This is a genomic window from Arthrobacter sp. FW306-2-2C-D06B (assembly GCF_021789175.1).
Classification (GTDB): Bacteria; Actinomycetota; Actinomycetes; order Actinomycetales; family Micrococcaceae; genus Arthrobacter.
The window spans coordinates 1-13,269 of sequence record NZ_CP084560.1; the positions used below are offsets into that span (position 1 = coordinate 1).

10 protein-coding genes and 2 tRNA genes are annotated in these 13,269 nt (G+C 62.5%); all 12 read left to right on the forward strand.

Going from position 1 to position 13,269, the window contains the following annotated elements; translation table 11 throughout:
- Positions 1-1,422 carry a chromosomal replication initiator protein DnaA gene (dnaA, locus tag LFT47_RS00005; protein WP_236813927.1) on the forward strand — a complete coding sequence of 474 codons (1,422 nt, stop codon included), beginning with the start codon at positions 1-3 and terminating at the stop codon, positions 1,420-1,422.
- A 525-nt stretch (positions 1,423-1,947) separates the two neighbouring features.
- Positions 1,948-3,072, forward strand: a complete 1,125-nt coding sequence (gene dnaN / locus LFT47_RS00010) for a DNA polymerase III subunit beta (protein ID WP_236813929.1) — start codon at positions 1,948-1,950, stop codon at positions 3,070-3,072.
- 93 nt (positions 3,073-3,165) lie between these two features.
- On the forward strand, positions 3,166-4,050 hold the full coding sequence (gene gnd / locus LFT47_RS00015; protein WP_236813931.1) for a phosphogluconate dehydrogenase (NAD(+)-dependent, decarboxylating): 885 nt from the start codon (positions 3,166-3,168) through the stop codon (positions 4,048-4,050).
- 23 nt (positions 4,051-4,073) lie between these two features.
- Positions 4,074-5,267, forward strand: a complete 1,194-nt coding sequence (gene recF / locus LFT47_RS00020) for a DNA replication/repair protein RecF (RefSeq protein WP_236813933.1) — start codon at positions 4,074-4,076, stop codon at positions 5,265-5,267.
- Positions 5,254-5,808, forward strand: a complete 555-nt coding sequence (locus LFT47_RS00025; protein WP_236813935.1) for a DUF721 domain-containing protein — start codon at positions 5,254-5,256, stop codon at positions 5,806-5,808. Before recF ends, LFT47_RS00025 begins: the two co-directional genes overlap by 14 nt.
- A 397-nt stretch (positions 5,809-6,205) precedes the next feature.
- Positions 6,206-8,281, forward strand: a complete 2,076-nt coding sequence (gene gyrB, locus LFT47_RS00030) for a DNA topoisomerase (ATP-hydrolyzing) subunit B (RefSeq protein WP_272909602.1) — start codon at positions 6,206-6,208, stop codon at positions 8,279-8,281.
- A gap of 63 nt (positions 8,282-8,344) precedes the next feature.
- Positions 8,345-11,077, forward strand: a complete 2,733-nt coding sequence (gyrA, locus tag LFT47_RS00035) for a DNA gyrase subunit A (protein ID WP_236813937.1) — start codon at positions 8,345-8,347, stop codon at positions 11,075-11,077.
- On the forward strand, positions 11,074-11,769 hold the full coding sequence (locus LFT47_RS00040) for a DUF3566 domain-containing protein (protein ID WP_236813939.1): 696 nt from the start codon (positions 11,074-11,076) through the stop codon (positions 11,767-11,769). Before gyrA ends, LFT47_RS00040 begins: the two co-directional genes overlap by 4 nt.
- Before the next feature lie 113 nt (positions 11,770-11,882).
- Positions 11,883-11,956 (forward strand) — tRNA-Ile (locus LFT47_RS00045).
- A gap of 57 nt (positions 11,957-12,013) precedes the next feature.
- Positions 12,014-12,130 (forward strand): DLW-39 family protein, encoded by a 117-nt coding sequence (locus LFT47_RS00050; protein ID WP_236813941.1) that lies wholly within the window; start codon positions 12,014-12,016, stop codon positions 12,128-12,130.
- A 73-nt stretch (positions 12,131-12,203) separates the two neighbouring features.
- Positions 12,204-12,279: transfer RNA gene (locus tag LFT47_RS00055), tRNA-Ala, on the forward strand.
- Between the two features lie 67 nt (positions 12,280-12,346).
- Positions 12,347-13,255 (forward strand): DMT family transporter, encoded by a 909-nt coding sequence (locus LFT47_RS00060; RefSeq protein ID WP_236813943.1) that lies wholly within the window; start codon positions 12,347-12,349, stop codon positions 13,253-13,255.
- Positions 13,256-13,269 lie beyond the last annotated feature (14 nt).

Sequence of the window (13,269 nt, forward strand, 5' to 3'; positions counted from 1 at the left end):
ATGACGGTAGACGAAGCCAACCACGCCAACACGGTCGGAAGTTCCTGGCGGCGGGTGCTGAGCCTGCTGGAACAAGACGATCGCGTCACACCCCGGCAGCGCGGTTTCGTTATCCTTGCGCAGGCGCAGGGCCTGATCGGTTCGACCCTCCTGGTGGCCGTACCCAACGAGCTCACCCGCGAGGTCCTCCAGACGCAAGTCAAGGACGCCCTCGATGATGCCCTCCGCAGCGTCTTTTCCGACGACATCCGGTGCGCGATCGACGTCGACACGGATCTGGTGCCCATCCACGAAGAGCCGGCCCCCGCCGTCGAACTCGCTTCCGCGAACGACCTTGCCGTGGAATCTAAGCCACAGCCCACCCCGCCGAGTACTTCGCACGAATTCGGCCGGCTCAACCCGAAGTACGTCTTTGACACCTTCGTGATCGGTTCTTCCAACCGGTTCGCCCATGCTGCCGCCGTCGCGGTCGCGGAAGCACCGGCCAAGGCCTACAACCCTCTGTTCATCTACGGTGACTCCGGACTCGGCAAGACGCACCTCCTGCACGCGATCGGCCACTACGCCCGCCGGCTCTACAGCGGCATCCGGGTGCGCTACGTGAATTCCGAAGAGTTCACCAACGACTTCATCAACTCCATCCGCGACGACGAGGGCGCCAGCTTCAAGACCACGTACCGCAACGTCGACGTGCTCCTGATCGACGACATTCAGTTCCTGGCAGGCAAGGACCGCACGCTCGAGGAGTTCTTCCACACCTTCAACGCCCTGCACAACAACAACAAGCAGGTGGTCATCACCTCGGACCTCCCGCCCAAGCAGCTCGCCGGTTTCGAGGACCGCATGAAGTCCCGCTTCGAATGGGGCCTGCTGACCGATATCCAGCCGCCCGAACTCGAAACCCGTATTGCGATCCTCCGCAAGAAGGCCCAGAGCGAAGGATTGTCCGCCCCCGACGACGCCTTGGAATACATCGCTTCCAAGATCTCCAGCAACATCCGCGAACTCGAAGGCGCGCTGATCCGCGTCACTGCGTTCGCCAGCCTCAACCGCCAGCCCGTGGATGTAGCCCTCGCCGAGATGGTACTCAAGGATCTGATCACCGACGACGGTGCCCAGGAGATCACGGCCGACCAGATCCTGAAGCAGACGGCCGAGTACTTCAAACTCAGCATGGAAGAGCTTTGCAGCAAGTCCCGTACGCGCACCTTGGTGACCGCGCGGCAGATCGCTATGTACTTGTGCCGCGAGCTCACGGACATGTCCCTGCCGAAGATCGGCCAAGAGCTTGGCGGCCGCGACCACACCACAGTGATCCACGCGGACCGCAAGATTCGCGAACTGATGGCCGAGCGTCGTGTGATCTACAACCAGGTGACTGAGCTGACCAACCGCATCAAGCAGCAGCAACGCGATTCCTAAGCGGCCACTACATACCTTATTAACAGGCACATGTGGATAAGCCTGTGGATACTTAAGGGGACAAACACGGTTAATGGGCTTAAAACCCTTAAGTCGTCTGTGGATCGTTAAAAAAGGCCCTGGGGGTTATCCACGTCCACACCCTGTTTAAAACCCCTGTCACCCACATATGGTGAACAGGGCTTAACCGCGGAATTGCGGGTCCAGAGGCGGTTATCCACAGTTTCCACAGGAGTTATTAACACTACTAATCCCAAAAAAATGAATTCCCTCAAATAACAATCTCCTTCCGCCCACCCAGCGACGCAGCCCGAGGCTGCTTCGAACCACAAGCCAGCAACCCGGGGATGGGTTAATGCCCGAAGTTCCGGCTAAGCTGTCTGCATCGCGTCCATCCTTGGCGCTGCTTTGTAGTTCGCTCGCTGCGGACCATGCAGCTCTTGGGTTCCGGGCGCTGATTTTCGGGACTCCTGGGGGAGTTTCCGGTGGAACACTGGCAGCAGCAATGAAAGGCGGCACCCTTCCGTGAAGTTCAGAGTCGAGCGGGATGTCCTGGCAGAAGCCGTCACATGGACAGCCCGGTCCTTGTCTCCGCGGCCGCCCGTCCCGGTACTCTCAGGCCTCCTGCTCAAGGCAGAATCCGGAACAGTGAGTCTCTCGAGCTTTGACTACGAGACTTCCGCCCGCCTTGAGATTCCGGCGGACATCACCACCGAGGGAACCATCCTGGTTTCCGGGCGCCTTTTGGCCGATATCTGCCGCAGCCTCCCTTCGGCTCCCGTCGACATCGAAACCGACGGCAGCAAAGTGACTCTCACGTGCCGTCGAAGCAGCTTCCATCTCGCTACGATGCCGGAATCCGAATACCCGCCGCTTCCGGCGCTTCCCGCCATCAGCGGAACCTTGCCCGGCGACGCCTTCGCTCAGGCTGTTTCCCAGGTCATCATCGCCGCCAGCAGGGATGACACCCTGCCGATACTCACCGGCGTCCGGATGGAGATCGAGGATGACATGATCACCCTGCTCGCCACGGACAGGTACCGCCTCGCCATGCGCGAAGTCCCGTGGAAGCCCGTCACTCCGGGAATTTCCACAAGTGCTTTGGTGAAATCCAAGACACTCAACGAGGTGGCAAAGACCCTCGGTGGCAGCGGCGACATCCATCTCGCCCTCGCCGACGACGACAGCCGTCTGATTGGCTTCGAAAGCGGCGGACGAACCACCACTTCCTTGCTCGTCGACGGCGACTACCCCAAGATCCGGTCGTTGTTCCCGGACTCCACGCCGATCCACGCAACGGTCCAAACCCAGGAACTTGTTGAGGCCGTTCGCCGTGTGTCCCTGGTCGCCGAACGAAACACCCCGGTTCGCCTGGCGTTCACGCAGGGCCAACTAAGTCTCGACGCCGGTACAGGCGAAGACGCGCAGGCATCCGAGGAACTGGAAGCCCAGCTCAGCGGCGAAGACATCACAGTAGCCTTCAACCCGCACTACCTGGTGGAAGGCCTGAGCGTGATCGAGACCAAGTTCGTGCGTTTCTCGTTCACCACGGCACCGAAGCCGGCCATGATCACCGCCCAGGTCGACGCCGACGGCGATGACAAGGGCGACTACCGCTACCTCGTGATGCCTGTCCGCCTCCCCAACTAGCTAGCAGTTGATGTCGTTTTGGGGGCCCAGAACGACAACAAATGCGAGTCAGTTGGGACAACACAACAACCAACGCAGAAAAGAGTTCACACCGTGCACATCGGACTGATCGGCCTTGGAAAAATGGGTTTCAACATGCGCGAACGCATGCGCAAAGGCGGAATCGAAGTCACTGGCTTCGACCGCAATCAGGACATCGCCGACGTCGCGTCCGTTGATGAACTGATTGCCGCCCTTCCGACGCCGCGCCTTGTCTGGGTCATGGTTCCCTCCGGAGACATCACCAATGCCGTGATCAGCGAGCTCGGCGAGAAGCTTTCTGCAGGTGACATGGTGATCGACGGCGGCAACTCACGTTTCACCGAAGACCAGAAACACGCGGCATTCCTGGACTCCAAGGACATCCGCTTCGCTGATTGCGGTGTTTCGGGAGGTGTCTGGGGCCTGCAAAACGGCTACGGGCTCATGGCAGGCGGCGCGGACGAGGACATCGAACTCGCCATGCCGGTATTCGACGCCCTCCGCCCTGAAGGCGATCGTGCCGACAGCTTCGTCCACGTGGGCGGTGTCGGAGCGGGCCACTACGCGAAGATGGTCCACAACGGCATCGAGTACGGCCTCATGCAGGCCTACGCCGAAGGCTACGAATTGCTCGCGGCCAAGGACATCATCAAGGACCTTCCCGGCACCTTCCGTGCTTGGCAAAAGGGCACAGTTGTTCGTTCCTGGCTGTTGGATCTCATGGTCAAAGCCTTGGACGAGGACCCGGGCCTGGCCTCCATCGGGGACTATGTCGAGGACTCCGGCGAAGGCCGATGGACCGTCGAAGAAGCCATTGCCAACGCGATCCCGGCGCCGGCAATCACCGCGGCGCTCTTCGCCCGCTTCTCCTCCCGCGAAGACAACTCACCAGCCATGAAGATGGTGTCAGCGCTGCGCAACCAGTTCGGCGGACACGCCACCCGTCCGGCCAACTAGGCCCAGGCCAACCAGCAGCACGCGTGTACCTCGAACATCTTTCGCTGACCGATTTCCGCAGCTACGCGCAGGTTGACCTCAAACTCGGTCCCGGTGTCACGGTCCTGGTGGGGTCCAACGGCATCGGCAAGACCAACCTCATGGAAGCCATCGGGTATCTGGCTACCCTGAGTTCGCACCGCGTGAGCACGGATGCGCCCCTCCTGCGCTTCGGCACGGACCGGGCTTTAATCAGGGCGAAGCTTGTCCGCGGTGAACAATCGACGGTGGTCGAGCTCGAAATCAATAACGGCCGCGCCAACCGTGGCCGTATCAACCGCGGAAATCCTGTCCGTGCCCGCGACATCCTGGGCATTTGCCAGACGGTGCTTTTCGCCCCCGAGGACCTCGCCTTGGTCAAGGGTGATCCGTCCAACCGCCGGCGGTTCCTCGACGAACTGCTGGTCAGCCTCATGCCGGTTCACGCGGCCACGCGCAGCGACTACGACCGCGTGCTCAAACAGCGCAACGCCTTGTTGAAATCGGCCCGCACCGGGAAATTCACCTCGGGCCACGAAGCAACGCTTGATGTCTGGGACCAGCATATGGCGCGGGCCGGCGCGGAACTCCTGCATGCGCGGCTGGAACTCGTGGAACGCCTGCGTCCCCACCTCAAGAGTGCCTACGCGCAACTAACGGACGGATCCAAGGAAGCGGGAGCGGTCTACCGCTCCACCATCCAGGGCGTGTTGGACGACGACGGCGTGTCCGCCGAGGGTCTCACTGATGGTTCAGAGGGGGTTGAGGACCTCCGGTCGCTGTCCGTGGAGCAACTCACCGAGCGCTACGTCCAAGCCTTCGCAGGATCGCGCCGCAAGGAGTTGGAACGCGGGATTTCCTTGGTCGGACCCCACCGCGACGAACTTGAGCTGGTTCTCGGCCAGGCTCCGGCAAAGGGCTATGCCTCCCATGGCGAAACATGGTCCATGTGCCTCTCCCTGCGCTTGGCCTCGTACTATGTCATGCTCGATGACACCCGTACTGGCGGTTCGGCTCCCATCCTCATCCTCGACGATGTCTTCGCCGAACTGGACGTGCAGCGCAGGCGTAAACTGGCTGGAATAGTGGCCGGCGCCGAGCAGGTTTTGGTGACGGCCGCCGTCGACGCCGACATTCCCGAAGAGCTGGCGGGACGACGCGTGAAAGTTGTGCCCGGAGGCATTGATGGAGAAGGATAGCCCCGGCGGACGCCAGCCGGGCAGGGACCCTGACGAGATCGACGCCGCCCAATCGGCGTTGAACCGGATGCGCGAAGCGGCGGCCGCGCGCGGCGAAATCCGCCGCGCTGCCCCGCGGACAGGCGCCGCGCCTCAACGTAAGGGCGTCCGCGACACCCGAGGATTCAGCCAATTCCACGGCACGGGCCGGGATCCGCTTGGCCTGGGGAAGGTCGTCGGAAGGCTTGTGGCCGAACGCGGCTGGACGTCACCAGTGGCCGTCGGCTCCGTGATGGCCGAGTGGGATGCCCTGGTAGGGCCGGAGATTTCCGCGCACTGCACCCCGGAGAGCTTCACCGACACCACGCTTCATGTCCGCTGCGATTCCACCGCTTGGGCAACACAGCTCAGGCTCTTGAGCACCAGCCTCCTGGACATGTTCCGAACGGAACTCGGAGACGGCGTAGTGACGTCGATTCAAGTGCTCGCGCCCACCGCACCGAGCTGGCGCAAGGGCGGCCGAAGCGTCAACGGGCGGGGCCCCCGGGATACTTACGGGTAACTTCCCGGGCACCCGTGTCTGCACTTTTGCTTGAATGGCGCACAGGGGCGAGAAACCTCCCCGGACCGTACAGCTCCCTAGAGGGTGCCGTTTTGGCAGCTTGCAGATGGGGCCAGCGGCCTCCCAGAGCTACTTTCCTGATCATAAGGGCCGGGTTTTGCAAGGAACTGCGCCCAGTCACGATAGAATCGGCATAGACAACTGGGCGCCGGTGAACGTTGATTGGCTCCGCTGAACAGCACTTGTAAAAGCGGATCCGCCAATCACGAAGTAGCCGGCGTTAGCAGTGACGTCCCTGTTGGCGGCTGCCGTATCCCTGTGGTGTGTCCTGACGGACGTGCTTCCTTGGTGCGGTGACGGCCGGCGACCATCGAACACGGAGGAGTCGAAAGCGCCTGTGGCTAACGACAATGCAGAGACCTTGGCAGTAGATCCCGCAAAGGAGAACGCCCATAAGCCTGACACACCCTCGGGGTCGAAGGAGTACGGTGCGAGCGACATTACCGTTCTTGAAGGTCTCGAAGCGGTGCGCAAGCGCCCGGGTATGTACATCGGATCCACAGGCCCGCGCGGCCTCCACCACTTGGTGTACGAAGTGGTGGACAACTCGGTGGACGAGGCCCTTGCCGGGTACTGCAGCCACATTGAAGTGACTCTCCAGGCCGACGGCGGCGTCAAGGTCGTGGACGATGGCCGCGGCATCCCGGTGGATATGCACCCCACGGAGAAGAAGCCGACAGTCGAAGTCGTCATGACCATCCTCCATGCCGGCGGCAAGTTCGGCGGCAGCGGCTATGCCGTCTCCGGTGGACTTCATGGAGTGGGTATTTCCGTTGTCAACGCGCTTTCGCGCAGGGTCGACACCGAGGTGCGTCGCCAGGGCCACGTTTGGCGGATGACCTTCGCCGACGGCGGCAAGCCACAGGGCGGACTCGTCCAGGGCGAAGAAACGGACCAGACCGGAACGTCCCAGACGTTCTACCCGGACGGCACCATCTTCGAAAGCACCGATTTCGATTTCGAAACCCTCCGCGCGCGATTCCAGCAGATGGCCTTCCTCAACAAGGGCCTGCGCATCACCCTGACGGACGAGCGTCCCGTCGCCGGAGCAGCCGACGATGACTTGGATCTTGACGCGGTTGCCACCGACGGCGAAGTGGCGGCAGAACACCGCACGGTGGTTTACCAGTACGACGACGGTCTGCTCGACTACGTGAAGCACCTGAACTCGAACAAGAAGGTGGACGTCGTCCACGAGGACGTCATCGCCTTCGAAACCGAAGACACTGAGCGGCACATCGCCGTCGAGGTCGCGATGCAGTGGACCACGGCCTATTCCGAGAGTGTGCACACTTACGCCAACACCATCAACACGCACGAGGGCGGCACGCACGAAGAAGGTTTCCGTGCCGCGATGACGTCGCTCATCAACCGGTACGCGCGCGAGAAGACCATCATCAAGGAAAAGGAAGACAACCTCACTGGTGACGATATCCGGGAGGGCCTCACGGCCGTCATCTCTGTGAAGTTGTCCGAACCCCAGTTCGAGGGCCAGACCAAGACCAAACTGGGCAACTCCGAGGTCAAGGGCTTCGTCCAACGGGTCGTTACCGACCAGCTTGGCGACTGGTTGGAACGAAATCCCGGGCCGGCCCGCGATGTAATCCGCAAGGCTGTCCAGGCGGCCCAAGCCCGCATGGCCGCCCGCAAGGCACGTGACAACGCACGTCGCAAGAGCCCCCTGGAATCCTTCGGCATGCCGGGCAAGCTGTCCGACTGCTCCTCGAAGGATCCCGCGCGCTGCGAGGTCTACCTCGTGGAGGGTGACTCAGCCGGCGGTTCGGCCAAGCGTGGCCGTAACCCCGAGACCCAGGCCATCCTGCCGTTGCGCGGCAAGATCCTGAACGTGGAACGCGCACGGCTGGACAAGGCCCTCGGCAACAATGAAGTCCAGTCCATGATCACGGCCTTCGGCACGGGCATCGGCGAGGACTTCGACATCTCCAAGCTGCGGTACCACAAGATCGTCCTCATGGCCGACGCTGACGTGGACGGCCAGCACATCACCACGCTGCTGATGACGCTGCTGTTCCGCTACATGCGTCCGCTGATCGAGAACGGCTTCGTCTACCTGGCCCAGCCGCCGCTGTACCGCATCAAGTGGTCGAACGCCCCTCACGACTACGTGTACAGCGACCGTGAACGTGACGCCAAGCTGGTCTCCGGCCAGGCCGCCGGCCGTCGCATCCCGAAGGACAACGGCATCCAGCGCTATAAGGGCCTCGGCGAAATGGACTACACCGAACTCTGGGACACCACCATGGACCCGGACCACCGCACGCTCCTGCAAGTCACCATGGACGATGCCCTGGCGGCGGACCAGACCTTCTCCGTACTGATGGGTGAGGACGTGGAATCGCGCCGGAACTTCATTCAGCAGAACGCCAAGGACGTCAGGTTCCTGGATATCTAGAGACTTCAAAGCCCCTAGGAATATTCCAGTACTGACATATACCTGAAACGGAAATCATAAACTATGAGTGAAGAAACACCCGAGGTTCCCGCCGAGTCGGCCGGCATTCCGGAACCCGTACTTGAGGGCGATGTGCTGACGGACCGCGTAGACCAGGTGGACCTGCAGACGGAAATGCAGCGTTCCTACCTGGACTACGCAATGGCGGTGATCGTTGGCCGTGCGCTTCCGGACGTCCGCGACGGCCTGAAGCCCGTCCACCGCCGAGTGCTCTACGCGATGTTCGACGGCGGCTACCGCCCGGACCGCTCCTTCAACAAATGTGCCCGCGTGGTGGGCGAGGTCATGGGCCAGTACCACCCGCACGGTGACACCGCGATCTATGATGCCCTGGTCCGCCTCATCCAGGACTGGACGATGCGCTATCCGCTTGCGCTGGGCCAGGGCAACTTCGGTTCCCCGGGCAACGACGGCGCCGCTGCTCCGCGATACACCGAAACCAAGATGGCTCAGCTGGCCATGGAAATGGTCCGCGACATCGACGAGGAAACTGTCGACTTCCAGGACAACTACGACGGCAAGAACCAGGAACCCACCATCCTGCCGGCGCGTTTCCCCAACCTGCTGGTCAACGGTTCCTCCGGCATCGCCGTCGGCATGGCCACCAACATTCCGCCGCACAACCTTCGCGAAGTCGCCGATGGCGTGCAGTGGTATCTGGCGAACCCCACGGCGAGCCGTGAAGAGCTGCTTGAGGCGTTGCTCGTGCGCATCAAGGGTCCGGACTTCCCAACCGGTGCCACCATCCTCGGCCACAAGGGCATCGAGGATGCGTACCGGACGGGCCGCGGTTCCATCACCATGCGTGCCGTAGTGAACGTCGAGGAACTCCAGGGCCGCACGTGCCTGGTGGTCACCGAGCTTCCGTACCAGGCAAACCCGGACAACCTGGCGATCAAGATCGCCGAACTGGTCAAGGACGGCAAGATCCAGGGCATCGCGGACCTCCGCGACGAGACGTCCGGCCGTACCGGACAGCGACTGGTGATCGTGCTCAAGCGCGACGCCGTTGCCAAGGTGGTGCTCAACAACCTCTACAAGCACACCCAGCTTCAGGACAATTTCGGTGCCAACATGCTGGCGATCGTCGACGGCGTGCCCCGCACCCTGAGCCTGGACGCCTTCATCCGGCACTGGGTCGCCCACCAGATGAGCGTCATTGTCCGGCGGACCCGCTACCGCCTGCGTAAAGCCGAGGAAGAGGCGCACATCCTGCGCGCACTTCTCAAGGCCCTGGATATGCTGGACGAGGTCATTGCGCTCATTCGGGCCTCCAACACCACCGAGGCTGCCCGCGATGGCCTGATGGGACTCCTGGACATCGACGAGCTCCAGGCCCGCGCCATCCTCGACATGCAGCTCCGCCGCCTTGCCGCGTTGGAACGGCAGAAGATCCAGGACAGGCACTCTGAGCTGGAAGCCATGATCACGGAGTTCAACTCGATCCTGGCCTCCGAGCAGCGCCAGCGCGACATCATCAGCCAGGAACTGGCTGAGATCGTGGCCAAGCATGGTGATGACCGCCGGACCCACATCCTCATGGGCTTCGACGGTGACATGTCCATGGAAGACCTCATCCCCGAGGAAGAAGTGGTGGTCACCATCACCCGCGGCGGATACGTCAAGCGCACCCGCAGCGACAACTATCGTTCGCAGCAGCGAGGCGGCAAGGGCGTCAAGGGTGCCCAGCTGCGCGGCGACGACGTCGTGGAGCACTTCTTCGTTACAACAACGCACCATTGGTTGCTGTTCTTCACCAACTTGGGCCGCGTGTACCGGGCCAAGGCGTACGAGCTGGCCGAGGCCGGCCGCGACGCCAAGGGACAACACGTGGCAAACCTGTTGGCCTTCCAGCCGGACGAGCACATCGCGCAGGTCCTGGACTTGCGCGACTATGAGCAGGCCCCGTATCTGGTACTCGCCACCAAGAACGGCCTTGTGAAGAAGACGCGCCTGGAGGACTACGACACCAACCGCACAGCCGGCGTCATCGCCATCAACCTTCGCGATGAGGACGAGCTCGTCTCGGCGCAACTTGTGTCCGAGACGGACGATCTCCTCTTGGTTTCCCGCAAGGGCCAGTCGATCCGCTTCACGGCCACCGACGAGGCACTGCGTCCCATGGGGCGCGCCACCTCGGGTGTGACCGGCATGAAGTTCCGCGAAGACGACGAACTCCTCGCGGCCGATGTCGTCCAGGATGGCTCGTTCGTGTTCGTGGTGACCGAAGGCGGATACGCCAAGCGCACCGCGGTCGAGGAGTACCGGCTCCAAGGCCGTGGCGGCCTGGGCATCAAGGTGGCCAAGCTTCAGGAAGAGCGAGGCGACCTTGTCGGTGCGTTGATCGTCAACGAAGAAGACGAAGTCCTGGTGGTCATGGAGGGTGGCAAGATTGTCCGCTCCGCCGTGGCCGGTGTTCCTGCCAAGGGCCGTGACACCATGGGCGTCATTTTCGCGAAGCCTGACAAGAACGACCGCATCATCGAGGTGGCCCGCAACAGCGAACGCGGCCTTGAGGAGTCCGACGAACAGGGCGAGGGCTCAGACGACGCCCCAAGCGTCAATAGTGTCGAAAATCCCGCCGGAGGAACGTCTGAGGCGGACGATGACGTAACGTTGGCTGCAAACGGCGGCGCCGATCAGGCGACCGCGACGGCCGAATCGGGATCGGCCGCAGGATCCGGCAATGGGTCCGGCGTCGAGCTGAACGAAGACAACACCGGAGGTAACGAGTGAGCAATTCGGACTCATATCCCAAGCCGAGTACGGGTGTCCCTGGAGGATTGCGGCAACCGTCGGCTACTCCGCGGGTAGACGCACCGGCCCGTCCCCAGCAGCGCCCTGCAGCATCCGCGTCGGGTGCGGCAGGAACTGGCGCGGAGAGGGTCCCGGGTCAGCGCCCGGCCGTCCCAGGCCAGCGCCCCGCCGTCCCAGGCCAGCGTCCCGCAGGGACGCAGCGCCCGGCGGGCCAGCGTCCCGCAGCGCCCGGCCAGAGGCCCGTGCAGGGCCAGCAGCGGCCAGCCCCCGGGGCTCCGGGGCTTGTGAAGCCGGCACCCAAGGCGAAAGTCCGCCGCGCCCGGCTGCTCGTCAGCAAGGTTGATCCTTGGTCCGTCCTGAAGATGGCGTTCCTGTTGTCCGTTGCCTTGGGCATCGTGACTGTGATCGCCGCAATCGTGCTTTGGACCGTCCTGGACCTCACCGGAATTTTCAACCAGGTGGACAGCCTTCTGGGCACCCTGGCCGGCTCGGAAAGCGGTGGTTTCGAACTCAAGAAGGTCGCATCACTCGGACAGGTTGCATCCTTCGCCACCATCATTGCCGTGGTGAATGTTGTTCTGCTGACTGCCCTGTCCATGCTGAGCGCCGTGCTTTATAACATTGCCGCAACACTCGTCGGCGGCATTGGCGTGACCCTCACCGACGACTAACCCAAACGGTCGGAAATTGAGGGAAACTGCTGGAAAACAGTGGTGAAAATACCTCGATTTGAGATCGGGCCGGGATGTGCTGTAAAGTCATGTCTCGGCCCGAAGAGGTATCGGGGCGTATAGCTCAGGCGGTTAGAGCGCTTCGCTGATAACGAAGAGGTCCCAGGTTCAAGTCCTGGTACGCCCACGGAACCTGCACAGGTTTTGCTAAAGGTTCGGGAAACTGAACCGGAACGGGGTGCGTGTGAAGAAGTTGCTCATAGTCGCAGCTGCAATCGCAGGCGTCCTGCTCTACAGAAAAGTGCAGGAAACCGAAGCCCAGAAAACGGTCTGGAGCAAGGCAACCGACACGGTTGACTAGCGAAGGCGCCCCAGCCTGGAGATGGTGAAAACCATTGAAGGAACTAGGGTAAGATGGACGGGTTGCTTCTTATGGGGGCATGGCGCAATTGGTAGCGCACCTGCTTTGCAAGCAGGGGGTTCGGGGTTCGAGTCCCCGTGCCTCCACCATAAGAAAGAGTCCCGGTCAGAAATGACCGGGACTCTTTGCTTTAAGCCGCCCCACTAAGGTTGGAATGTGAACTTCATTGTTGCTGCTTTGGGTGTGCTCGGCGTCGCATCATCCGGGCCCCTCATCGCCGGAACGCTTGGAGCTACTTCCGTCACCGCACTGGCCATCGCCTTCTGGCGCAACGCGATCGCCGCCGTCGTGATGGCCTCGCCGGTCCTGATCCGTGAACCGCGCCAGTTCCGCAAGATCACCCGCAAGGAGTTCACCTGGTCTGCTGTCGCAGCAGTGGCACTGGCCTTCCACTTCGCCTGCTTCATCACCGCGCTCCAGCTCACGTCAGTCGCTGCCGCCACCGCGTTGGTCTGCCTGCAATCAGCATGGATCGCCGTTTTCCAGCTCCTCCGCGGCACCAAGCACCGCTGGCCTGTCCTCGTGGGCCTGGGTATCGCGCTGGGGGGCGTCGCGGCCATCACCGGCTTCGATATGGGTTCCTCACCGAAAGCCCTCCTTGGCGACATCCTGGCCCTCGCCGGAGGCGCCTTGGCCGGCCTCTATACCTTGGCTGGGGGCAAGGCCCGGCAGAGCATGGGCATTGGAACGTACACGACGCTTTGCTACGGGATCTGCGCGGCCATCGTCGCCGTGCTGGCCCTCGCGGGCGGCCAGCCGCTTGTAGGGTTCGACGCCGGCGGCTGGCTGGGGATCGTGGCCATCACCGTGTGCGCGCAACTGGTGGGCCACACCGCCTTCAACCATCTCCTGGCGACCATGAGTCCGCTCCTGGTGTCCATGATCATCCTGCTGGAGATTCCGGGCGCAGCCCTGCTCGCTGCGGTCTTCCTGCACGAGACCCTGCCGGCCGGTACTTACGCGGGACTCGCGTTGATCCTGGTTGGACTCGCCGTCGTCGTCGCCGGTCAGCGGCGCGGCAAGGGCGATGCTGAGGGCAAGATCGCCGAGCTCGGTGCCGACTGAGCGGTATTCGTGGG

What these genes read in the sequence shown, in the direction of transcription:
- dnaA (WP_236813927.1), top strand. Translation starts at nt 1, where the DNA reads ATGACGGTAGACGAAGCCAACCACGCCAACACGGTCGGAAGTTCCTGG.
- LFT47_RS00025 (WP_236813935.1), top strand. Translation starts at nt 5,254, where the DNA reads ATGGAGAAGGATAGCCCCGGCGGACGCCAGCCGGGCAGGGACCCTGAC.
- gyrA (WP_236813937.1), top strand. Translation starts at nt 8,345, where the DNA reads ATGAGTGAAGAAACACCCGAGGTTCCCGCCGAGTCGGCCGGCATTCCG.